Here is a 21,697-nt window from a genome sequence, read left to right on the forward strand (position 1 = left end):
GTCGTCGTCCTCGCCGTCTACTACCCGGCCGTGGCCGACGTGCTGGCCACGCGCGGGGAGAGCCTCGCCGGCAAGGTCGTCGTGGACATCACCAACCCGCTGGACCTCACCACGTTCGACTCGCTCACCGTCCCGGCCGACGGCTCGGCCACCGCCGAGATCGCCGCCGCCCTGCCGCAGTCGCGGGTGCTCAAGGCCTTCAACACCACCTTCGCCGGCACCCTGGCCGCCGGCACCGTCGGCCCGCTGCCCACGACGGTCCTGATCGCCGGGGACGACGCGGACGCGAAGGCGCTGCTCGCCGGCATCGTCACCGCCGGCGGCCTGCGCGCCGTCGACGCCGGATCCCTGCGCCGGGCGCGGGAGCTCGAGGCCCTCGGCTTCCTGCAGCTCACGCTCGCCGTCGGCGAGAAGGTGTCCTGGACCGGAGGCTTCGGCGTCGTCGCCTGACCCTCGGTTGGTCGAGCATGTCGAGACCAGCCTGGACAGCCACCAGAATGACGAAGGGCCCCGGACATCGTCCGGGGCCCTTCGGCTCCGTGCGCACGGACGTGCGCGAGGGGGGAGTTGAACCCCCACGTCCTTTCGGACACACGGACCTGAACCGTGCGCGTCTGCCTATTCCGCCACTCGCGCGTGAAGCCTGCTCAGGGTAGCCCAACGGCTCATCGGCCTCCAAAACCGGTCGACGCCCGCAACCACCGCCTGTGCGGGGGCGCTGACGCCGGGGACCGGGCGGCTCGGTGCTGCCCGATACGATGCAGGCAAGCCGTACCCGCACACGCCCGCGACGATGGTGACCTGTGTCATGCTCCGCTGCCGGGGTCGACCGGTTCGCCGCACCGGACCCGGGTACACATAGTTGCGGACCCGGCCAGGACCCGTTGTCGACGAGCGCACGAGGAGGTGGCGGATGGGCATCCTGCAGCGCTTCGAGAACCGACTCGAGCAGATGGTGTCGGGAGCGTTCGCCAAGGCCTTCCGCTCCGCGGTCCAGCCGGTCGAGGTCGCGGCCGCCCTTCAGCGCGAGGTCGACAACTCCGCGCAGATCCTGTCCCGCAACCGGCGGCTGGTGCCCAACCAGTTCCACGTCGAGCTGTCCCCCCAGGACTACGCCCGTCTGGCGCCGTACTCCTCGACACTGTCCGACGAGCTCGTCGAGATGCTCCGCGACCACGCCCACGAGCAGTCCTACGTCTTCACCGGACCGGTGAGCATCGCCTTCGACGAGAAGGACGAGCTCTCCACCGGTCGTTTCCACGTGCGCAGCTCGGCGCTCGCGTCGGTGACCCCGTCGTCGGAGTCGGCCGTCACCGACACCGCCGTACGCCGGGCCAACGTGATCCTCGAGGTCAACGGGATGAAGCACCCCCTCGACCCGCCGGGCATCGTGATCGGACGGGGCACCGACGCCGACCTCCGGATCAACGACCCGGGCGTCTCCCGCCGGCACGCGGAGATCCGGATCTTCGCCGCCGACCCGACCTCGGGACGTCCGCAGGTGAGCGTGCACGACCTCGGCTCCACCAACGGGATGCTGGTCAACGGGCACAAGGTCGCGCAGGCCAGCCTCGACGACGGCGGCACCGTCAAGATCGGCAACACCACGATGACCATCCGCTACGTCACCTCCGCACACGACGACGCGGGTCAGGGAGGTCACGGTGTCTGAGCTGACGTTGATGCTGATCCGGTTCGCCTACCTGGCAATCCTGTGGATCTTCGTGCTGTCGGCCATCTCGGTGGTCCGCTCCGACATGTTCGGCGCCCGCGTCGAGGCGACCCCGCGGGCCGACCGCCGGGCCGACAAGCAGGCCCGCCGCCAGGCCAAGGCCAGACCGAGCAAGCGCCCGCGCGGGGCGCCGACCCACGTCGCGATCACCGAGGGGGCCAACGCCGGCGAGACCATCTCGCTCGACCTGGCCCCGTTGCTCATCGGGCGCGGAAGCGACGCGGCGATCCGGCTCGACGACGACTACGTCTCGACCCGGCACGCGCGGATCGCGGCATCCGGCGACCAGTGGTTCGTCGAGGACCTCGGCTCGACCAACGGCACCTACATCGGCTCCTCGCGACTGACCCAGCCCACCACACTCCAGCTCGGCACCCAGGTCCGGATCGGCAAGACGACGCTAGAGCTCCGCAAGTAGGCGCCGCCGCAGATGACTGACATCGACTCCTTGCCCCGGGGCCGCCTGGCCCTGCGCTACGCCGCCCTCTCCGACGTGGGCCGGGTCCGCAAGGACAACCAGGACTCGGGGTTCGCCAGCCCGCACCTGCTGGTGATCGCCGACGGTGTCGGCGGCGCCGCGCGGGGCGACATCGCCAGCAGCACGGCGGTGCAGATCCTCCGGCGTCTCGACGCGCCCGCCCCGGAGGACACCCACGAGGCGCTGGCCGGTGCCATCCACCGCACCCACGACCGGCTCGCCGAGCTCGTCGACCACGACCCCGAGCTCGACGGCACGTCGACCACGGTCACCGCCGCGCTCTTCGACGGGAGCCGGCTCACCCTCGGCCACGTCGGCGACAGCCGCGGCTACCTCCTGCGCGACGGCGTGCTCAGCCAGCTCACCAAGGACCACACCTTCGTGCAGAGCCTGATCGACGAGGGCCGGATCACCGAGGAGGAGTCCCGCACGCACCCGCACCGCAACCTCATCCTGCGGGCGGTCGACGGCGTGCACGACACCGAGCCGGACCTCTTCGACGTCGACCTCGCGCCGGGCGACCGGATCCTGCTCTGCAGCGACGGCTGCTCCGGCGTCCTCGACGCCGACCGGCTCACCGACATCCTCAGCACCGGCACCATCGACTACGCCGTCGTCGAGCTGGTCCGCGCCTCGCTCGACGCCGGCAGCACCGACAACATCACCGTCGTCGTCGCCGACGTGGTCGACGGCGACGCGGCGGCACCGGACGCCGAGACGTCCGCCTCGACGACGACCGGTCCGATGCTCGTGGGTGCGGCGGCCGAGCAGCCGCGCAAGACGCCCGGTGGTCCGAAGAGCTTCTTCCGCGGCCACCGCAGCGGCGACACCGGCGAGATGGAGCCCGTCGACGGCGGACCGGACGGCTCCGGTGACGGCAAGCCGCTCGACCCCGAGGCGCTCCGCTACGCACCGCGCGCGCCGCGCCGGTTCGTCTGGTTCCGCCGCGTGCTGGTGCTCGTCGTGCTCCTCGGCCTGCTCGTCGCCGGGGCGGTGCTGGCCTACAACTGGTCGCAGCGGCAGTACTACGTCGCGATCGCGGACGACCGGGTCGCGATCTACCGGGGCATCCAGTCCGAGGTGCCCGGCCTCGACCTCAACCGGGTCTGGCGCACCAGCGACATCACCATCCAGTCGCTGCCGCAGGCGCGGGCGGCGCAGGTGCGCGACGGCATCGCCGCCGAGAGCATGGACGAGGCCGAGGAGATCGTCGCCAACATCACCGAGCTGGCGCGCGTCTGCCCGACGCCGGAGCCCGAGCCGACCCCCTCCGACGAGGCCTCCGACGAGCCCTCCGGTCAGCAGTCGGGCCAGCAGTCGGGCCAGCAGTCGGGCCAGCAGTCGGGCCAGGGCGGCGACGGTCAGGACAACCAGGATCGAAACCGGCAGAACCAGGACGGGCAGTCGGCCGAGCCCAGCCCGAGTCCTTCCCCCACCGTCGCCCCGCCCGACTGCATCGAGGCGTCCGACGGCGTGAGCCCGGCGGAGTCGCCGGCGGCGGAGGCGACGCCGTGAGCACCCTGAACCCGCTCAACGCGCTGCCGCTCGGCTTCACCCACCGGCGCCGCCGCGGCGCCGAGCTGTTCCTGCTCGTGCTCAGCCTGCTCGTCGGTGTCGGTGCCTACGCGGCGGTCGGGCTCGGCGTCGAAGGCGAGATCCCGGTCGACATCATCACCTACGGCGGCTGGCTGACCGGGCTGTGCGTGGTGGGCCACATCGCCGTACGCCTGCTGGCGCCGTACGCCGACCCGGTCCTGCTGCCCATCGTGGCGGCGCTCAACGGTCTTGGACTGGCGATCATCTACCGGATCGACCTGGCCAACCTGGCCGCCGACAGCGACGCCAACACGTTCGCCCGCGACCAGCTGATCTGGATGACGCTGGGCGTGGTGCTGTTCGTGACGGTGCTCGCCGTGCTGCGCGACCATCGCAGGTTGCAAGCCTTCACCTACACCTCCGGGCTGGCCGCGATCGCGTTGCTGGTGATGCCGCTGCTGCCGGTGCTCGGCACCACCATCAACGGTGCCCGGATCTGGATCCGTCTCGGCCCACTCAGCTTCCAGCCCGGCGAGATCGCCAAGGTCTGCCTGGTGGTGTTCTTCGCCGGCTATCTCGTGCTGCACCGCGACGCGCTCGCCCTCGCCGGCCGCCGGGTGCTGGGCATCGACCTGCCGCGCGGCCGCGACCTCGGACCCATCCTGGTGATGTGGCTGATCAGCCTCGGCGTGCTGGTGTTCCAGCGCGACCTCGGCTCCTCGCTGCTGTTCTTCGGGCTCTTCCTGGTGATGCTGTACGTCGCGACCGAGCGGCCGGGATGGCTCGTCGTCGGCTCGTCGCTGTTCGCGCTGGGCGCCTACGCCGGCTACCTGCTGTTCAGCCACGTACAGGCGCGCGTGCTGGCATGGACCGACCCGTTCGACCCCGACGCCAACGGCTACCAGATCGTGCAGGGAATGTACGGCATGGCCTGGGGCGGACTGGTCGGTCGCGGCCTCGGCCAGGGCGACCCGACCCTGATCCCGTTCTCCTACTCCGACTTCATCGTCGCCTCGATCGGCGAGGAGCTCGGGCTCACCGGCGTGATGGCGCTGATCGTGCTCTACGGCCTGATCGTCGAGCGCTCGCTGCGCACCGCGCTGGTGGCCCGCGACGCGTTCGGCAAGCTGATCGCCACCGGTCTCGGCGTCGTGTTCGCGCTGCAGGTCTTCGTCGTCATAGGCGGCGTCACCAAGCTGATCCCGCTCACCGGCCTGACGACCCCGTTCCTGTCCTACGGCGGGTCGTCGTTGGTCGCCAACTGGGTGATGATCGCGCTGCTGCTGCGGATCTCCGACCAGGCTCGCCGTCCGACGCCCGAGCTCACTTCCGATGAGTACGGCGACGACGGTGACGACGCCACCCAGGTGGTGCAGCTGAGATGAACCGACCCACGAACCGCAGGGCGGTCCGAGGTCTCGACGGGCTCCACGGGCTCGACGGGCTCGACCAACGGAGGGTTCGATGAACAAGCCCATCCGCGCGATGTCGATCGTCTGCATGCTGCTCTTCGTCGGGCTGCTGCTGAACTCCACCTACCTGCAGTACGTGCAGGCCGGCGACCTCAACTCCCGCGACGACAACAAGCGCGTCCGCGACGCGGAGTACTCCCGCGAGCGCGGCGCCATCCTGGCCGGCGGGCAGGCGGTTGCCGAGAGCGTCCCGGTGGACGACCAGTTCGAGTACCAGCGCGTCTACCGGCAGCCGTTCAAGTACGCCCACCTGACCGGCTTCTACTCCTACACCTACGGCCGCGACGCGGTGGAGTCGACGCAGAACGAGATCCTGTCCGGCGCCGACCCGCGCCTGTTCGTCAACCGGGTCGTGGACATGATCGGCAACACGCAGCCCAAGGGTGGCTCGGTGTCTCTCACGGTCGACGCGGCCGCGCAGAACGCCGCGTTCACCGGGCTGCGCCGGCTGGGTCGCGGCGTCGAGGGCGCGGTGGTCGCCCTCGAGCCCTCCACCGGCAAGATCCTGGCGATGGTGTCGAACCCGACGTACAACCCCAACGTGCTCTCCTCGCACGACTTCGGCGCCGTCAGCGACAACCGCAAGCGCCTGCTGGCCAACGAGCAGCGCCCGCTCATCAACCGGGCCACCCAGGAGATCCTCCCGCCGGGCTCGACGTTCAAGATCGTCACCGCGGCCGCCGCGCTGGAGAGCGGGCAGTACCAGCCGGACTCCCTGGTCCGGGGCGGCGACGTGCTCGACCTGCCGCAGACCGACAACGACCTGCCCAACTACGCCACCGGCGTGTGCGGCACCGGGCGGATCACGCTCACCCAGGCGCTGGCGCAGTCGTGCAACACGTCGTTCGGCGCCATCGGCATGCAGCTCGGCGACGACGCGCTGCGCGAGCAGGCCGAGGCGTTCGGCTTCGGGGACGTCTACCTCGAGGACCTGCTTCGCCAGGCGGTCAGCCGGTTCCCCGAACCCCCGGTCGACGACCCGCTCACGGCGTACTCCGCCATCGGCCAGTACGACGTGGCGGCCACGCCGCTGCAGATGGCCATGGTCGTCGCCGGAGTCGGCAACGGCGGCACGGTCATGCGGCCCTACCTCGTCGACGAGGTGCGCGCCCCCGACCTGTCGGTGCTCGACAAGACCAACCCCGAGCCGTTCCGCGACGCGGTCAGCTCGACGGTCGCCCGCGACCTCACCCAGATGCTGGTGGAGACCGTCGACAACGGCACCGCGGCCCCAGCGGCGATCCCGGGGATCAAGGTGGCCGGCAAGACCGGTACGGCGCAGAGCCAGGCCGACCGCCCCAACTACGCGTGGTTCGTCTCCTTCGCGCCGGCCGACAACCCCGAGGTGGCCGTCGCCGTGCTGGTCGAGGACGCCGGCGTCGCCGACGACCTCATCTCCGGTGGTGGCCTGGCGGCGCCGATCGCCAAGTCGGTGATGGAGGCGGTGATCAACCAGTGACCGAGCCGACCGTGGACCCGCGCTACCGGCTGGAGTCCCGGATCGCGACCGGCGGCATGGGCGTGGTGTGGCGCGCCACCGACACGGTGCTCGCCCGCGAGGTCGCGGTGAAGATCCTCAAGCCCGAGTACGCCGACGACCCGTCCTTCCGGTCCCGCTTCGAGAGCGAGGCGCGGCATGCGGCTGCGCTGCACCACCCGGGTGTCGCCTCGGTCTTCGACTTCGGCGAGCTGCCCGACGACGACGGCTCCGGCCGCCCGCGCCCCTACCTCGTGATGGAGCTGGTGCCGGGGCAGCCGTTGTCGGCGCTACTGCGCGGTGGCGAGCCGATGCCGCCGGAGACTGCGACCGACCTGTGCGCGCAGGCGGCCGACGCGCTGGCCGCCGCGCACCGTCTCGGCATCGTGCACCGCGACATCAAGCCCGCCAACCTGCTGGTCACTCCGGATCGCCGGGTGAAGATCACCGACTTCGGCATCGCGCGTGCGGCCGACGCGGCCGGTATCACCCAGACCGGTCAGGTGGTCGGCACCCCGGCGTACATCTCCCCGGAACAGGCGGAGGGCAAGACGTCCACGGCCGCCAGCGACGTCTACGCCCTCGGCGTGGTGCTCTACGAGTGCCTCGCCGGTGCGCGGCCGTTCCGGGGCGACAGCCCGATCGCCACCGCGCTCGCGCACCTGCGAGACGAGCCGCCGCCGCTGCCCGACTCGGTCCCGGAGCACCTGAGAGACATCGTCGCCGTCGCGCTGGCCAAGGACCCCGCCGCCCGGTTCGAGTCGATGGATGCGTTCGCGGCGGCCCTGCGCGGCGCACCGGTCCGCGCGGGTGTCGGCCGGACCGCGGTCGGCGCCGGGGCCGCGGTCGGCGCTGCGGCCGCGGCGGCCGACCCCGACGATGGCAGCACCCGGGTGCTGGCCGCGGCGCCGACCGACGACGAGCCCACGGCTGCGACGCCGGCGCGTGCGACGTCCGGACGTCCGGCCTGGCTGCCCTGGGCGGGTGCCGCGCTCGCCGTGCTCGTGCTGGTGCTGCTGATCGCGTGGCTCGGCCGTGGCGACGAGGGCGGAGACCCGTCGCCGGGCGGCAACGACGGCACCGCCAGCGAGTCGGCGCAGCCGCGGGAGACGCCCACGCAGGAGAGCCCGACCCCCGAGGAGCCGACCTCCGAGGCCCCCTCGCCCGAGGAGCCGGCCGGCGTCGAGGTGGTCGCCGAGGACTACATCGGGATGCACAAGGACGAGGCGAAGGCGCGGCTCGAGGCGCTCGGCCTGAAGGTCAAGGAGCAGAAGGTCGAGAACGACGGCAGCGTCGAGCAGGACACCGTCACCGACGTGGTGCCGGTCGGCACGCTCCAGGAGGGTGACCGGGTGACGATCTTCGTCGCCGACAAACCGCCCGCCGAGCCGCCGCCGGCACCCAGTGAGGAACCCACGGGGGAGACCGACGTGCCGCCGGGGCAGGGCGGCGAGCCACCGGGGCAGAGCAACGGCAAGCAGGACTAGGAACCGAGGACTGAGGCAGTGAGCAACGGACCCGACGGGAAGACCGTGATCGGCGGCCGCTACGAGGTCGGCGACATGCTCGGCCGTGGCGGCATGGCCGAGGTCCGCAAGGGCACCGACACCCGCCTCGGTCGCGTGGTCGCGATCAAGCGGCTGCGCACCGACCTCGCCAGCGACCCGACGTTCCAGGCCCGGTTCCGGCGCGAGGCGCAGTCCGCGGCCTCGCTCAACCACCCCGCGATCGTCTCCGTCTACGACACCGGCGAGGAGGTCGGCACCGAGGCCCACGGCATCGGCAGCCAGGGGGTGCCGCAGCCCTACATCGTCATGGAGTACGTCGCCGGCCGGACGCTGCGCGAGATCCTCCGCGAGGGCCGCAAGATCCTGCCCGAACGCGCGCTCGAGATCACCTCCGGCATCCTGTCCGCCCTCGACTACAGCCACCGCGCCGGCATCGTGCACCGCGACATCAAGCCGGCCAACGTGATGCTCACCCCCTCCGGCGACGTCAAGGTGATGGACTTCGGCATCGCCCGGGCCATCGCCGACTCGTCGTCGACGATGACCCAGACCGCGGCGGTCGTCGGCACGGCGCAGTACCTCTCGCCGGAGCAGGCCCGCGGCGAGACGGTGGACTCGCGCAGCGATGTCTACTCGACGGGCTGTCTGCTCTACGAGCTGCTCACCGGCCGGCCGCCCTTCGTCGGCGAGAGCCCGGTGTCGGTGGCCTACCAGCACGTCCGCGAGCAGGCCGCGCCGCCGTCGTCGCTGGACCCCGACCTGCCGCCCGAGATCGACCGGATCGTGATGCAGGCGCTGGCCAAGCCGATCGAGGAGCGCTACCAGAGCGCCGCCGCGATGCGCGCGGACATCGAGCGCTACCTCGCCGGCCAACCGGTCGTCGCGCCCGCCCTGACCGCCGCGACTCCGGCGTACGCCACGGGCGCCGACGAGCAGACCTCGATCTTCACCGGCCAGGACGACGAGGAGGACGAGGATCGGAAGAAGCGCTGGCCGCTGTTCGCCGCCGGCCTCGCGATCCTCGCGCTGCTGATCGGTGCCGTGGTGTTCGGACCGGTGCTGTTCAACCAGACACCGGAGGAGAGCTCGGTGCCGTCGCTGATCGACATGACCCGCGACCAGGCCGAGCAGCGGCTCGAGGACGCCGGGCTCGCCCTCGGGGAGGTCAGCCGGGAGGCTTCCACGGACTTCCGCAAGGGCCTGGTCATGGACCAGGACCCGGAGGCCCAGTCGCTGGTGGCGCCCGGGTCGGAGGTGGACATCACCGTCTCGTCCGGCGAGCCCGACGTCGTGGTCCCGTCGGTGATCGGCGACGACAAGGACGACGCCGCGCAGGAGATCTCCGACGCCGGACTCCAGCCCCGGCTCGTCCGGCAGCAGTCCGACGAACCCGCCGACACCGTGCTCCGCACCGACCCGGAGGCCGCCACCAGCGTCGCCGCCGACAGCGTGGTGCGGATCTTCTGGTCCTCCGGCCCGCGCCGGGTCCCGAGCGTGGTCGGCCTGCAGGAGGGCGAGGCCACCCGGCGCCTGCAGAACGCCGGCTTCCGGGTCGACGTCCAGGAGGACCCCAACACCCCGGCCGAACCGGGCCAGGTGCTGCGGCAGAGCCCCGAGGCGACCACCCGCCAGCCGCAGGGGACGACGGTCGTGATCACGGTCTCGACGTTCGAGCCGGAGGAGGAGGAGGAGCCGACGCCCACCGAGGAGCCGACGCCCACCGAGACACCGACGGAGACGCCGTCGCCGACCGTCACCGAGTCGCCGGTCGTGCCACCGCCCGAGTAGCCGTCCGAGCTCAGGTGCGGTCGTCGGGGAGCGAGGCGTCCTCGCCGACCGGGCGGGCGTAGTCGAGCTCGATCGACCCGGTGTATGCGGGCATCTGGATGACCGGGTCGATGGCGACCTCCCAGCCGAGCTGGTAGGCGGCGACCGCCTCGAGGTAGAAGCCGATGTAGGGACTGGCGTTGATGCTGTCCAGCATCGAGTCGGTGGGGCCGACGGCGCGGATGACGTACGGCGGGGCGTAGGGCACGTCGTGCAGCACCACCGAGTTGCCGACGCAGCGGATGCCGGTGGTCGACACGACGCGCTGACCCTGGATCGTCATCGCCTCGGCGCCGCCGTCCCACAGCGCGTTGACCACCGCCTGTATGTCCTGCTGGTGCACCACGAGGTTGCTGACGTCTTCCGCGGCGACGGTGTCCTGGACCGCCTCGGGGGCGTCGTCGAGGGTGATCGTGACGCCCGGGCCCGAGACCGCCTGCAGCCCGGCGGGCCCTTCGGCGCGCAGCGCCTCGGCTTGCGCCTCGCGGCCGGTCGAGCCGCTCAGCTCCTCGGTGAGCGCGTCCACCTCGGCCGCGAGCTCCTCCTGCTGGGCGCGCAGCTCCTCGAGCTGTCGGGTCTCCGCCGCGGCCAGGCCCGGCAGGTCGTCGTACCGGCCGCCCCGGAGGTCGGTGCCGTCGGAGCTGAACCAGCTGGTGACGAACAGGGTGCCGGCGAGCACGAACACGAACGGGGCCACGCCTCGCCACAGCCAGGACTGTGGGCCACGCCCGCGCCCCTGGGCGGCTAGGGCGGCGAGGGCGGCGCGGAACCGGCTCAGCCCGCCGGGACCCGGCTGGGGGTCCGGTGCGGGCCCGGCTGTGGGGTCGCCGGGACCCTCGTGGACGGACTCGGGGGAGGGCATCGGCGGGTGCTTTCGTGCGTGGACCTGTTCGCGACTACGCTAGCCCAGGCAACAAGCGGCCGCGGTCCGGTCCCACGCACCGGCGTACCGCCGCACCACCCGAAATTCGAGGAGCGATCCGACGTGTCCCAGCGCCAGCCCCGTGCCCAGCGCGGCGTCACCCCCGAGCCCACCGTCTCGGTGGTTCGCACCGTCGTCGCCGCCGTCCTCGCGGCGCTGGGCATCGCGTGGATGGTGATCTACATCAACGTGGCGCAGGACGGGCAGCAGCTGACCTGGATGGGTGAGCTGGAGCGCTGGAACTTCCTGATCGGCTTCTCGCTGCTGTTCCTCGGCCTGGCCATCGCCGCGCACCCCGACACCCCGCTCGGCCGTGGCCGCGGGGTCGTGGTCGGGATGCTGGGCTGCTTCCTGATCGGGCTGATCTGGATCGTCGTCTACTACATGACCGGCCAGGACCTCTCGATCCCGCTGATGCAGAACCTCGGCCAGTACAACCTGGTGGTCGGCATCGGCTTCATGGCGGTGGGGTTCGTCTACGCCACCAAGTGGGAGTAACGCGCCACCAGCTCCGCCTCGGTGCGGGTCGCGCTCCGTGTGCGACCCCGACCGCAGCGCGCCGGCCGTCAGCAGTCGACGGTCGGCGTCTTCTTTTGCGCCCGTTTTGCGCCCTTGCGGCACGCTTCTGCACAGATTGTGGACACGCCTGTGTGTGAATCACAACGATGGGATTTGTCCACAGCAGTTGTCCCCAGTGTGGATATCCACGCGACCGCCGTGGCCCAATCACCACGGGACCGTGGTAATCGCCCGCTTCCCGGTGTGAACTCACCTGGGGAAGCGGCAGTTCGCCGCGGGGAGCTGCGTCGTCGGTCCCGCCCCGCAGGCCTGGAGCCGTCCCCAGGCCTCGACCCGGGCGCCGTCGTCCCCAAGCGCCGGCGGCGGGCAGCCGGCAGGGGGCCGATCCGGGTCAACCTGTCGACGTGGACAGACTGAGGATCCAGGCCGAGACGCACGGGTACTTCACCAGGCCGCAGGCGCTGGCGAACGGGTACGACGACAAGGCGATCCGGCGCACGCTCCGCGCGCGGCAGTGGACCCGCATCCGGCAGGGCGTGTACACGTTTCCCGACCTGTGGGCCGCGGCCGACCCCCGGGCCCGGCATCGTGCCCTGGCTCACGCCGTCGCGAGCCGCCTCGGCGACCGCGTCGTACTCAGCCACGTCAGCGCCGCGGAGCGGCACGGCCTCGAGCTGTGGGACGTGGACCTCGACCTGGTACACCTCACCCGGCTCGACGGCGCCACCGGACGCACCGAGGCCGGGGTCGTGCACCACGTGGGCGTGTGTGCGACACAGGAATCGGTTCCCCTGGGCGGCGTACGTGTCGTGCCTCGTGCCCGCGCGGCACTGGAGACCGGACTGCTCGCCTCGACCGAGTCGGCCCTCGTCACCCTGGATTCGGTGCTGCACCACGGCTGCACCCGCGAGGAGCTCGAGTCGATGGCGGCCCTCATGGAGGAGTGGCCGGGTTCGCGGCGGCTCCGGGTGGCGCTGCGCCTCACGGACGGCCGGGCCGAGTCCGTGGGCGAGTCCCGGACGCGATACCTGTGCTACCTGCACCACCTGCCGGCCCCCGAGCTCCAGTTCGAGGTTCGTGACCAACGCGGGCACGTGGTCGGCACCACCGACTTCGCCTGGCCCGAGCACCGGCTGCTCGGCGAGTTCGACGGGAAGGTGAAGTACGGGCGGCTGCGTCGGCCCGGCGAGGGGCCCGAGGACGCGGTGTTCCGTGAGAAGCGCCGCGAGGACCTGCTCCGGGAGCTGACCGGATGGTCGATGGTGCGCGTCACCTGGGCAGACCTCTACCAGGGCGCGGCCACGGCGGCCCGAGTACGCCGCCTCCTCACTCGCGCCGCCTGACCGTCGGCACGCCCGGCGGCACTCCCCCTGGAGATCTGCACCTTCCCGTGGTGAGTTCACACCGGGAAGGGGGCAATTCACAGGGGACCCAGTGAATTGGCCCCCCACCCCTCACACCAGGACGAGGGTGCGCGCGACGATCGCGAGGGCGAGCAGAACGCCGAGGGCGATGGCGGCGGCGAGCTGCCACAGGAGACGGTTCGCCTTCGGCGCGTAGACGAAGGCGGCGGCGATGAGCAGCCCGCCGATGAAGCCGCCGAGGTGGCCCTGCCAGGAGATGAACGGCGCGAGGAACGTGATGACGAAGTTCAGCCCGATCCACATCAGGATCTGGCGCACGTCGCCGTGCACCTTGTAGACGACGACCAGCAGCGCACCCATCAGGCCGAACAGCGCGCCGGACGCACCGATCGTGGGCGTGCTGATGCCGCTCAGCCAGTACACCAGGACGCTGCCGGCCAGGCCGGAGAGGAAGTAGACGGCGAGGAACCGGGTCCGGCCGAGCACCGCCTCGAGCTGGGGACCGAGCACCCACAGCGCGACCATGTTGAAGCCGATGTGCCAGAGGTCGACGTGGGTGAACATGGACGTCACCAGCTGCCAGACCGCGCCGTTGGCCACGCCCTCGAAGACGGCCGGCTGACCGTCGACGAGGGCGACGCCGCGCCAGGGCAGCAGCGCCAGCCGGTAGAACCACACGCTCGAGCTGCCGCCGGTGACCTGGATGAGCAGGAACACCGCCACGTTGAGCGCGATCAGCACCTGGGAGGTCAGCGCCGGGTTGGCCGAACGCTTCCCGCCGTACGGCGCACGTCCGGACCGGGTCGTCTTCGCGCCCTCGTCGACGCAGGTCGGGCACTGGAACCCGACCGACGCGGTGCGCATGCAGTCCGGACAGATCGGCCGGTCGCAGCGCTGGCACCGGATGTGGGTCTCGCGGTCCGTGTGCCGGTAGCAGACCGGCGCCTGCGAGGCTGCCCCGGACTGCCCGGCGGGGTCCTGGCCGGACGTGCTCAGCGCTGCTCCACCTCGACGGTCTCGATCACCACCGGCTCGACCGGGCGGTCGCCCGGGCCGGTGGAGGTGCTGCCGATGTTGTCGACGACCTTGCGGCTCGCCTCGTCCTCGACCTCACCGAAGATCGTGTGCCGGTTGTTCAGCCAGTCGGTCGGCACCGTGGTGATGAAGAACTGGGAGCCGTTGGTGCCCGGCCCGGCGTTGGCCATCGCCAGCAGGTACGGACGGTCGAACTGCAGCTCGGGGTGGAACTCGTCCTTGAAGGTGTAGCCCGGGCCGCCGGTGCCGGTGCCCAGCGGGCAGCCGCCCTGGATCATGAAGTTCGGGATGATCCGGTGGAACCCGAGACCGTCGTAGAACCTGCCCGTGGTGCGCTCGCCCGACTCCGGGTCGACGTACTCGCGGGTGCCCTCGGCCAGCCCGACGAAGTTCTCGACCGTCTTGGGGGCGTGGTTCGGGAACAGGTGGACGACGATGTCGCCGCGGTTGGTCTTCAAGGTTGCGTACGTCTCGGCCACGAGGCGCCTTTCCTCAGGAGGTTCTGTGTGCGGGCCGACAGTGCATCGACCCGGCACCGATCCTCCCACGCTCGCCAAGCCGACGCCTCCGCCGGGGACGGCGCCGTGTCCGCTGCGGCCACACCGGGGTTTGACTCGTCGAACGGCTCGGGCATGATCAGGGCAAGAACGGGCACAGCGTTCCGTGAGACCGAGAGGGGCAACCGCACAGATGCCGAAGAAGTCGAAGAACTTCCTTGACCACGCGAACGACAAGGCGAGCGTGCTCGCCGACAAGATCGCGCCCCAGGTGGAGAGCGCCGTAGGGACCGCCCGGGAGAAGGCCGGGCCCCTGCTCACCGAGGCCCGCGAGAAGGCCGCACCCGCAGTGCACGACGCCCGCGAGAAGTTCACCTCCGACGTGCTGCCGGTGATCACCGCCGCCATCGCGGCTGCCGGTGAGGCGACCGAGGACGTGCGCGGGGAGAGCAAGAAGCGCGGGAAGGCCGCCGTCGCCGCCCTGAAGGGCGAAGTGGAGGCCCCCAAGAAGAAGAAGCACCGGTTCCGCAAGTTCCTGCTGGTGCTCGGCCTGGGCGGCGTGGTGGCCTTCGTCGCCAAGAAGTTGTCCGACCGGCCGTCCACCACGACCTGGGAGTCCACGCCGACGCCGGCGCCGGCTCCCGCTGCACCGGCCGGTGCGCACAAGGCGGAGACCACCGAGGGCAACGACCAGGGCGGTGCGTCCCCGGACGTCGCCGCCGCTGACGCTGCTGCCGAGCCGCACGCCGCGACCACCCCTGACAACCCGGCGGAGACGATCGACGTCAAGAAGGACTGAGCAGCTCCGCAACACCCGACCGGCCCGGTCGTCCCGCGCGGACGGCCGGGCCGTCGCATGTGCGGAACCGTTCAGCGGGTACGACGCCCGACCACGTGCTGGCGCGGCGGCAGGTCCACCGGGCGGTGCTCGTCGATCCACTCGTCGATCTGCTCCCACCAGGTGAACAGCCAGTCGATGCGGGCCTCCCGCTCCTCGGGGATCTCCTCGCGCGGCACCCGCCACCAGCGCATGATGATCTGCTTGTCCATCGGGATCTCGCGCCACACGTCTCCCACGGTCAGCATGTGGTCGAGGCCCGTGTGCGCCACCAGCACCACGTCGGCCTCCGGCGCGGCGTCGAGCGCGGCGAGCAGCCCGCCCGGGCGTGGGGCCAGCACGTTCTCCATCCGCTCCGCCCGCGCCGCCATCGTCTCCAGGCCGAGGCGACGTAGCTTGTCGATCGCCTTCTGCCGCCGGCCCGGGGTGAAGTTGCCGCCCTCCGGGAAGATCACGAACGCGTCGTTGTGGTCGAGGTTGCGGGCCAGCTCGCCGACCTGCAGCTCCAGGTCCTGACCCGGCCGCGCAGGAGAGACGAAACGGCTGGGCAGCCGGTTCAGGATCACGTCGATGGCGGGGTCCCAGGCGAGCGTGTCCTTGAGGACCACCCGCGGCTCCCGGCCGTACCAGTGCATGAGCGCGTACATCAAGATGAACGAGTCGCCCGGTCCCGCGTGCCGGGAGCAGACCAGGAGCGGCTCCCCGGGGTGTGCGTCGGGCGCCGGGCCCTGCGTCAGGATCTTCAGCCGGAGCACCCGGCGGGCCTCACGCACGAACACGATCAGGTAGGTCTGCACGATGTCGTAGTGGATCCGCTGGAAGAACGGCCGGCGGATGAAGATCCCGAAGCCCGAGGCGATCCACAGCCCGAACAGCTCGATGAGCATGAGGCTCTCGAGCACGAGGTGCAGGATCAGCAGGGACAGGATCCGCAGTGGGCGCAGCCGACCCGGCATGATCGGCGACAGCACCGCCGCCAGCAGGAGCCACACCGGGACGGTCGTCAGCAGCACGAAGGTGAGCAGGATCAGCACCGGCGCGAGCACCACGCGGCGGAACAGGCCGCTCACAGCGAGGTCTCCAGATAGGCCGCCGAGGCGCGGTACGCCGCGTCCATGCGGCGTACGACGCCCCGGAAGTCGCGGTAGGACAGCAGGCTGTCGTCCTTCGGGGTGAAGCCGGCGCCGGGCAGGACGTGCGCTTTGACGTGCTCGGGAAGCGCCGCCATCTCGCGGTGGAACCGGTGCCGGCGCGCGATCTCGAAGGAGACCCGGGCCACCTCCCACGGCTTGCGCGGCGGGTGCAGCGGCCGGTCCACGCGGCCGACCTGCAGCACGAAGATCCGGTCGGCCCCGCACTCCACGGCCCGTCCGACCGGGATGGAGTTCACGATGCCGCCGTCGAGGTAGTGCTCCCCGTCCACCACGGCCGGACGCAGCAGGCCGGGCACGGCGGCACTCGCGACGACGGCGTCGACCACCCGGCCGGACGTGAACCAGTGCTCGGCCGCTCGCTCGATCGAGGCGGCACAGACCTGCAGCTCGACGACGAGGTCGTCGAACGTCCGATCACCCAGCTCCTGGGCGAGCCGTTCGCGCAGCGGCCGGCTGGAGTGCAGGTGGGTGCCGGTGCGCACCGCCCGGCGCACCTGGCGGACCGCGCCGTCGCCGTACACGTCCCGGTTGGACACCGCGCTCTCCCAGAGCCCGACGAGCCGCTCGATCACGCCCTCGCCCGGGTCCGCGGCGACGAGAGCGCCGTTGAGGGCGCCGACGGACGTGCCGATCAGGACGTCGGGCTTGATGTCCGCCTCGAACAGCGCGCGCAGCATCCCGACCTCAACCGCGCCCAGCAGCCCGCCGCCACCGAGCACGAACGCGGTCCGGCCGCTCATCTTCCGGTGCTGGTGCCTGTCGAGACCTCGGCGTCCGCGTGGGCCGGGTCGGCCGCCATCCGTGCGCGGACCCGGGCGGTGGCCCGCCGCTCCGCCCAGAACGAGAGCAGCGGGATCGTGCCGCAGGCCAGCGTGGTCAGCGTGAACGGCAGGGACCAGCTCGCCTTGCGGGACAGCAGGAACGCGACCACCAGGAAGATCATGTAGAGCCAGCCGTGGGCGATGCCCAGGTAGGTGGTGATCGCCTCGCCGACGGCATGCGGCGTGCTGCCCTCGAGCCAGATCGCTGGTGTGCCCGGGAAGACCTGCCACATCGACGTGCCGTCGAAGTTGGCGAGCGGGACCCCGATGAGGACCAGCACGACGAGGAGGACACCCACGATCGTGGCCATCACCTGGTAGCGGAGCAGCGCGGCCTTCACGAGGAGGACGCTATCTCAGCGGTGGGCACGGTCTCGCCGGAGTCCCCGTCCGGGGAGCCGTCGTCCGGCTCCCCCACGTCCGCACTCTCGAGGGCGGCCACCCGGTCGAGCTCGTCGCGGCTCCAGCGCCACCAGAGGAAAAGCGCGAACCCGCCGAACACGACCCACTCCGCGGCGTACAACAGGTTGCGCAGCGAGGTGAAGGCGTCCGGCTGGGGCAGCGCATCGGGGGTCACCGGTGACAGCCCGTCCCCGGTGGTCGACCCGTCCCTGGTGGTCGAGCCCGTCGAGACCCGCGCGATCACGTACCCGCCGTAGAGGTCGGTGTCCACGTGCTGCACAGCGCTCGCGATCCGCAGCTCGGGCAGCACGGCGTCGGTCGGGTCGGGGTCGGGCAGCCCCTGGCCCTCCCCCGGCTGCAGCCATCCGGTCACCTCGACACGGCCGGTCGGCGCCGGCGGTACGACGGCGCCGGCCGCGATCCACCCGCGGACCACGAGGATCGCCGGCGCCCCAGCACAGTCGGCGGCGCACACCGCGACCGGCGTCACCACCCAGCGCCCGTCCCGTCCGTCGAGCGCTCGGTCGCCGACCTCGACCGTGCTGTCCGGCAGCCACTCGCCGGCCAGCCGGACCGGGCGGCCGACCTGGTCGCCGGGGTAGGCGTCGTCGGGGCCGAGAACGTCCTCGAGCGGGACCGGCCGGGCATCGGCGAGGTCGCGTGCGGCGAGGGTGCGACCGGCCTGCCACGCGTCGTACTGCCAGAGCGCGAGCAGCACCGCGATCGTCACGGCCGCGATCCCGGTGGCATGCAGGAGCAGCATCCGGGGGGAGGTGAGCGTCCTCGCGGCGGACTGGGGCACGAGTCGAGCGTACGGCGCCCGTCGCCGCCGGTGACTGCGGCCGGCGATGGCTGTGCCGTGCGCCACGAGGGTCTTGACCGACCGGTCAAACAAGGGCACGATCGAGGTGTTCGATCCGCCTTGTTCGCGACGGGTCCTGATTCGAAAGTGAGGACACCATGCGTCAGTGGACACGATGGCAGGACTGGGTGGCCCTGGCCGCCGGCGCCTGCGCTCTTCTGTCACCCCTGTTCGTCGAGCGGGAGACGACAGCGACCTGGACGATGATCGTCATGGGCGCGCTGATCGTGCTCGCATCGGCGTACTCCCTCTACCGCCCCGGGGACGTCATCTCCGAGGGCTCGCACGCCGTGCTCGGCCTCCTGCTGATCGTCGCCCCGTGGGTGATGGGCTTCGCGGACATGCAGGGGCTCGCCTGGACGGCCTGGATCGCCGGAGCGGTCACCCTGGCGGTCGGCCTGCTGGCACTGCCGCAGACCAACCGCATGCACCGCGGCATGGCGGCGTCGCACTAGGACGTCGCCACCCGACAGACAGGTGGCCGGTCCGCGGGCCGGCCACCTGCCCAGACGCCCGACCACCGGAGGCCAGGTGACCAAGCGCAACCGTGCACCGGACAGGGGGGCGGACAGGGGTGACGTCGCGGCCGACCGTCGTGAGCGGATCCTGGACGCGGCGGAGAGCCGGTTCGCCGTGGACGGTTTCGACGCGACCGGCACGGCGGCCATCGCCGACCAGGCACGCGTGCCGAAGGGCCTGGTCTTCTACTACTTCCCGCGCAAGGTCGACATCCTGCGCACCCTGCTCGACGAGCGGCTCCCGGTGGCGCCGCTGTGCGAGCCCGGTGACGTTGCCCGCCGTGGCGACCCGGTCGGCTCGCTGCTCCGGCTGGCGCGGCGGCTGCGCCTCGGCGAACACGAGTCGGTCGTCCTGCGGACGATCATCTTCCGCGAGTCCGGGACGCATCCAGAGGTGCGCGAGCACCTGCGGGCGCTGCGCGAGGGGATGCTCGAGCTCACCGAGGCCGTCCTCGACGCGGCCGTGGAGCACGTGATCGACCCCGTGCTGCGCCGCCAGGCCGCGCACACGTTCGTGGCGGTGATGCTCGACGAGGCCAACGCGCGACGGTACGACGGCGCCGTACCCGATGTCTCGGGCGCCGCCCGCGTGGTCTGCGGTGCGCTCACGCCCCGTTGAGGATCGCCTCGATCGCCTCGTCCACGCGCAGGTGCTCCGACTCGGTGCTCGGCGGCACCAGTCGGCACATGACATCGACGAAGGGTTCGACGTCGCGGGTGCGAGCCTTGACCAGTGCCTCTCCCTCGGGCCCGACCAGCTCCATCAGCACGACGGCCGTCCCGGAGCCCTCCACGCTGGGGAACACGTGCACGTCTCCGTCGCCGGCGGGCTCGTACATGCCCTCCATCAGCAGGTCGCGGCCGAACGTCCAGCACACCGACGGCTCGGCGGTCACGAAGCTCAGGGTCACGGCGTACGGGTCCTGCGGGTCGTAGCGGAACTCGACCTCCATCGGCGCCGCGTTGCCGCCGCTGTCGATCTGCTCCAGGATCAGGGTCCGAGCCACCGCGACCGGTTCGGTGTTCCTCATGCCGTCCATGACGAGCCTTCTTCGGCGCCCCCCGCTTCGTTGACACCCTCGATCATCGGCGCGACCAGGCCCCAGGGATAACGGCCGGAAGGGCCGTCTCCCTGGGACCTCCGTCCTACGACCGCGGGCGACGCGGCGGCGGGATGCCCGGCTCGGTCGGCTGTGACCGAAATGGCTACCCGGCGTCGTCCTGGAGGGCACCCTCGATGCGTCGGTGCGCCGCCCAGATCTCCTCCGGCAAGCCGTCGAACTGGGCCAGGTGCTCGCCGCGGTTGGCCAGCTCCTCGCGCCAGCGCTTCACGTCGATGGTGAGCAGCCTCTCGAGGTCGCCGGGCGCGACCTCGACGCCGTCGAGGTCGAGCTCCTCGCGCGTGGGAAGGATGCCGACGGGGGTGTGCCGGCCGGTCACCTCGCCGTTCTTGAGCCGCAGCAGCCACAGCAGCGGACGCAGGTTGTCTCGGTATCCCGGCCACAGGAAGTGGCCGTCCTCCGGGTCCTTCTGGAACCAGTTGACGTGCGCGAAGATCGGCTGCTCCGACGCCTGGCCGACGATCCTCAGCCAGTGCGCGGCATAGCGGCCCTCGGGGTAGGACATGAACGGCCGCATCGACATCGGGTCGTAGCGCAGCACGCCCTCGGTGCCCTCGGCGGCGAACGTGGCCTCGGCCCCGAGGGTGAGCCCGTCGTAGACGCCCTCGGCGAGGTCGGTGATGGCGCGGATCAGCGGCTCCCGGTCCCGCGTGCGGCCGCCGAAGATGATCGCGTCGATCGGGACGCCCTTCGGGTTCTCGAAGTCGGGCGCCACGTTCGGCACGTTGGCCAGGGTCGTGGTGAACCGGCTGTTCGGGTGGGCCCAGGGCGCGACCCGGTCCGCCTCGTCCCGCTCGGTAATCAGCTGGCCGGTCCAGTCCCGCCAGCCGGTCGGGTCGGCCGGCGGCTCGGGGGACTTGCCCTCCCACCAGACGTCCTGGGTCTGCTCGTTGTAGGCGACGTTGGTGAAGATCGTGCCGGTGCCGTCGGCGATCGCGTCGACCGCCGTCGGGTTGGTGCTCTCGTTGGTGTCCTTCGCGACGCCGAAGACGCCGAACTCCGGGTTGATCCCGTAGATGCGGCCGTCCTCGGGGTCGACGCGCAGCCAGGCGATGTCGTCGCCGTAGAAGTGGACGGTGTAGCGGTCGCCGAGGGCGTCGGGAGCCAGGGTCATGGCGAGGTTGGTCTTGCCGGACGCGCTCGGCATGCCACCGCAGATGTGGTAGCTGCGGCCGGTCTGCTTGTCCTCGATCCCGAGCAGCATGAACTGCTCGGCCAGGAACTCGCCGGACGCCCAGCCGTCGTAGGTGGCCTGGCGCAGGCCGTGGGCGATCTTGCCCAGCAGCGCGTTGCCGCCGTACGAGGACCCGAAGTGCAGGATCGTCCGCTCGTCGGCGACGGTGACGAAGTAGCGCTGGTCGTCCGGGGTGCCCTGGCCGAGGTTCTCCAGGTCGCCGGTGACGTGCACGGCGCGGACGAAGCTGTTCTGGTCGGCCAGGTCGTCGACGTGGTCCACGCCGACCCGGGCCATCCGGATCATGTGCAGGACGACGGTGCGCGTGTCGGTGAGCTCGACGCCGGCCGCGAACGGCTCGAGCGGGGAGCCGGGCGGCGCCATCAGATAGGGGACGACGTACATCGTCTTGCGCGCCGAGGCGCCGCGCATGCGCTCCT

General features: G+C 71.5%; 22 protein-coding genes and 1 tRNA gene. 13 read left to right on the forward strand and 10 right to left on the reverse strand.

The features are described from left to right. Positions 1-450: diguanylate cyclase (locus VFH10_RS08145; protein WP_325127616.1), on the forward strand; the 450-nt coding region annotated here is incomplete at its 5' end. A 102-nt stretch (positions 451-552) separates the two neighbouring features. Here the strand turns inward: VFH10_RS08145 and VFH10_RS08150 are convergent. Further along, a tRNA-Leu gene (locus tag VFH10_RS08150) sits at positions 553-636 on the reverse strand. 277 nt (positions 637-913) lie between these two features. On the opposite strand from VFH10_RS08150, the gene VFH10_RS08155 reads away from it, so the two are divergent. From VFH10_RS08155 to pknB, 7 genes are all read left to right on the forward strand, one after another. After that, positions 914-1,672, forward strand: coding sequence for a DUF3662 and FHA domain-containing protein (locus tag VFH10_RS08155; protein ID WP_325127617.1), 759 nt, complete (start codon positions 914-916; stop codon positions 1,670-1,672). Next, complete coding sequence (locus VFH10_RS08160) at positions 1,665-2,150, forward strand: FHA domain-containing protein FhaB/FipA (RefSeq protein WP_325127618.1); 486 nt, start codon at positions 1,665-1,667, stop codon at positions 2,148-2,150. Before VFH10_RS08155 ends, VFH10_RS08160 begins: the two co-directional genes overlap by 8 nt. 12 nt (positions 2,151-2,162) lie before the next feature. Further along, positions 2,163-3,725 (forward strand): PP2C family protein-serine/threonine phosphatase, encoded by a 1,563-nt coding sequence (locus VFH10_RS08165; RefSeq protein WP_325127619.1) that lies wholly within the window; start codon positions 2,163-2,165, stop codon positions 3,723-3,725. Then, complete coding sequence (locus VFH10_RS08170; RefSeq protein WP_325127620.1) at positions 3,722-5,131, forward strand: FtsW/RodA/SpoVE family cell cycle protein; 1,410 nt, start codon at positions 3,722-3,724, stop codon at positions 5,129-5,131. The genes VFH10_RS08165 and VFH10_RS08170 overlap by 4 nt, the downstream gene beginning before the upstream one ends. Positions 5,132-5,210: 79 nt before the next feature. Next, positions 5,211-6,677 (forward strand): penicillin-binding protein 2, encoded by a 1,467-nt coding sequence (locus VFH10_RS08175; RefSeq protein WP_325127621.1) that lies wholly within the window; start codon positions 5,211-5,213, stop codon positions 6,675-6,677. Further along, the gene (locus tag VFH10_RS08180; protein ID WP_325127622.1) at positions 6,674-8,182 is read left to right on the forward strand and encodes a serine/threonine protein kinase; all 1,509 of its coding nucleotides are present in this window, start codon (positions 6,674-6,676) and stop codon (positions 8,180-8,182) included. The genes VFH10_RS08175 and VFH10_RS08180 overlap by 4 nt, the downstream gene beginning before the upstream one ends. A gap of 18 nt (positions 8,183-8,200) precedes the next feature. Continuing rightward, on the forward strand, positions 8,201-9,991 hold the full coding sequence (gene pknB, locus VFH10_RS08185; protein WP_325127623.1) for a Stk1 family PASTA domain-containing Ser/Thr kinase: 1,791 nt from the start codon (positions 8,201-8,203) through the stop codon (positions 9,989-9,991). A 10-nt stretch (positions 9,992-10,001) separates the two neighbouring features. Here the strand turns inward: pknB and VFH10_RS08190 are convergent, their stop codons facing one another. Then, positions 10,002-10,892, reverse strand: a complete 891-nt coding sequence (locus VFH10_RS08190) for a DUF881 domain-containing protein (RefSeq protein WP_325127624.1) — start codon at positions 10,890-10,892, stop codon at positions 10,002-10,004. A 123-nt stretch (positions 10,893-11,015) separates the two neighbouring features. On the opposite strand from VFH10_RS08190, the gene VFH10_RS08195 reads away from it, so the two are divergent. Together VFH10_RS08195 and VFH10_RS08200 are read left to right on the forward strand one after the other, a co-directional pair. Then, positions 11,016-11,450, forward strand: coding sequence for a cell division protein CrgA (locus VFH10_RS08195; protein WP_325127625.1), 435 nt, complete (start codon positions 11,016-11,018; stop codon positions 11,448-11,450). Positions 11,451-11,875: 425 nt separating this feature from the next. Further along, positions 11,876-12,814 (forward strand): type IV toxin-antitoxin system AbiEi family antitoxin domain-containing protein, encoded by a 939-nt coding sequence (locus VFH10_RS08200; protein WP_325127626.1) that lies wholly within the window; start codon positions 11,876-11,878, stop codon positions 12,812-12,814. A gap of 111 nt (positions 12,815-12,925) precedes the next feature. On the opposite strand, the gene VFH10_RS08205 is transcribed toward VFH10_RS08200, so the two are convergent. Beyond that, complete coding sequence (locus VFH10_RS08205; protein WP_325127627.1) at positions 12,926-13,699, reverse strand: rhomboid family intramembrane serine protease; 774 nt, start codon at positions 13,697-13,699, stop codon at positions 12,926-12,928. A gap of 128 nt (positions 13,700-13,827) precedes the next feature. Further along, positions 13,828-14,349 (reverse strand): peptidylprolyl isomerase, encoded by a 522-nt coding sequence (locus tag VFH10_RS08210; protein WP_325127628.1) that lies wholly within the window; start codon positions 14,347-14,349, stop codon positions 13,828-13,830. A 211-nt stretch (positions 14,350-14,560) separates the two neighbouring features. On the opposite strand from VFH10_RS08210, the gene VFH10_RS08215 reads away from it, so the two are divergent. Further along, on the forward strand, positions 14,561-15,166 hold the full coding sequence (locus tag VFH10_RS08215; protein ID WP_325127629.1) for a hypothetical protein: 606 nt from the start codon (positions 14,561-14,563) through the stop codon (positions 15,164-15,166). A 71-nt stretch (positions 15,167-15,237) separates the two neighbouring features. Here VFH10_RS08215 and VFH10_RS08220 read toward each other — a convergent pair whose 3' ends face one another. From VFH10_RS08220 to VFH10_RS08235, 4 genes are read right to left on the reverse strand one after another with little or no spacing between them, the layout of a single operon-like run. Further along, positions 15,238-16,275 (reverse strand): 1-acyl-sn-glycerol-3-phosphate acyltransferase, encoded by a 1,038-nt coding sequence (locus tag VFH10_RS08220; protein WP_325127630.1) that lies wholly within the window; start codon positions 16,273-16,275, stop codon positions 15,238-15,240. Further along, positions 16,272-17,099 (reverse strand): patatin-like phospholipase family protein, encoded by an 828-nt coding sequence (locus tag VFH10_RS08225; protein ID WP_325127631.1) that lies wholly within the window; start codon positions 17,097-17,099, stop codon positions 16,272-16,274. The genes VFH10_RS08220 and VFH10_RS08225 overlap by 4 nt, the downstream gene beginning before the upstream one ends. Then, positions 17,096-17,521: a DUF3817 domain-containing protein gene (locus VFH10_RS08230; protein WP_325127632.1), complete on the reverse strand. Its 426-nt coding sequence runs from the start codon at positions 17,519-17,521 to the stop codon at positions 17,096-17,098. The genes VFH10_RS08225 and VFH10_RS08230 overlap by 4 nt, the downstream gene beginning before the upstream one ends. Next, the gene (locus tag VFH10_RS08235; RefSeq protein ID WP_325127633.1) at positions 17,518-18,384 is read right to left on the reverse strand and encodes an SURF1 family protein; all 867 of its coding nucleotides are present in this window, start codon (positions 18,382-18,384) and stop codon (positions 17,518-17,520) included. Before VFH10_RS08235 ends, VFH10_RS08230 begins: the two co-directional genes overlap by 4 nt. Positions 18,385-18,542: 158 nt before the next feature. On the opposite strand from VFH10_RS08235, the gene VFH10_RS08240 reads away from it, so the two are divergent. Both VFH10_RS08240 and VFH10_RS08245 read left to right on the forward strand, forming a co-directional pair. After that, on the forward strand, positions 18,543-18,899 hold the full coding sequence (locus VFH10_RS08240; protein WP_325127634.1) for an SPW repeat protein: 357 nt from the start codon (positions 18,543-18,545) through the stop codon (positions 18,897-18,899). Between the two features lie 76 nt (positions 18,900-18,975). Then, the gene (locus tag VFH10_RS08245; protein WP_325127635.1) at positions 18,976-19,581 is read left to right on the forward strand and encodes a TetR/AcrR family transcriptional regulator; all 606 of its coding nucleotides are present in this window, start codon (positions 18,976-18,978) and stop codon (positions 19,579-19,581) included. On the opposite strand, the gene VFH10_RS08250 is transcribed toward VFH10_RS08245, so the two are convergent. Together VFH10_RS08250 and VFH10_RS08255 are read right to left on the reverse strand one after the other, a co-directional pair. Beyond that, positions 19,568-20,002, reverse strand: coding sequence for an SsgA family sporulation/cell division regulator (locus VFH10_RS08250; protein WP_325127636.1), 435 nt, complete (start codon positions 20,000-20,002; stop codon positions 19,568-19,570). The two genes, VFH10_RS08245 and VFH10_RS08250, sit on opposite strands and share 14 nt — an antisense overlap. A gap of 166 nt (positions 20,003-20,168) precedes the next feature. After that, positions 20,169-21,697: phosphoenolpyruvate carboxykinase (GTP) (locus VFH10_RS08255; protein WP_325127637.1), on the reverse strand; the 1,529-nt coding region annotated here is incomplete at its 5' end.

Origin of the sequence: Nocardioides sp. (assembly GCF_035697785.1) — a bacterium.
Classification (GTDB): Bacteria; Actinomycetota; Actinomycetes; order Propionibacteriales; family Nocardioidaceae; genus Nocardioides_B.